Origin of the sequence: Burkholderia semiarida (genome assembly GCF_029268935.1) — a bacterium.
Lineage (GTDB): Bacteria > Pseudomonadota > Gammaproteobacteria > Burkholderiales > Burkholderiaceae > Burkholderia > Burkholderia semiarida.
The window spans coordinates 1-519 of record NZ_JAHLCL010000014.1; the positions used below are offsets into that span (position 1 = coordinate 1).

The window sequence follows — 519 nt, forward strand, 5'->3', positions numbered from 1 at the left end:
CGTACAGAATCTCGCGCGGAGCGCCGCCGAGGTGCTCGAACGCTTCCATGTGGCAGCGCAGGACGGTCTGCAGGTCCTGATGCTCGACGAAACGTCCCCAGAGATAGCGGCTGTGCCCAAGCACGATCGAGAACAGCCAGATCGAACGCCGCTGGCCGGGCGCGTCATCGAACTCGACATTGAAGTGCGCGAAATCCACTTGAGCCTGATGACCGGCGGGCGTCTCAAAGCGCACCTCGAAGCCGCGTTGGCGCGGCGGCCGGACTTCCCGAACCAGGTCGCCCAGCGCCGTGCGGCCGCCGGTATACCCCATGGCCCGGATCTCGCGCAGCAGACGTTCGACGCTCAGGTCGGGAAACTCGCGTACACGTTCGGTGACGTAGTGGACGAACGGATCGACCACGCACGGTCGCGGCGCGCGCGGACCGTAACGCGGCGCCTGAACGCCATTCCTGATGTATTTACGAACGGTCTTGCGGTCCATACTCAGTCGAGCAGCGATGGCCGAAATACTCAGCC

The 519-nt window shown here is 64.5% G+C and carries 1 protein-coding gene; it reads right to left on the minus strand.

All coding sequences use genetic code 11. The features are described 5' to 3' along the window. Positions 1–517, minus strand: a 517-nt coding sequence (gene istA / locus KPB06_RS34395) for an IS21 family transposase (RefSeq protein WP_275920603.1), incomplete at its 3' end; no start/stop codon positions are given. Between the last annotated feature and the right edge of the window lie 2 nt (positions 518–519).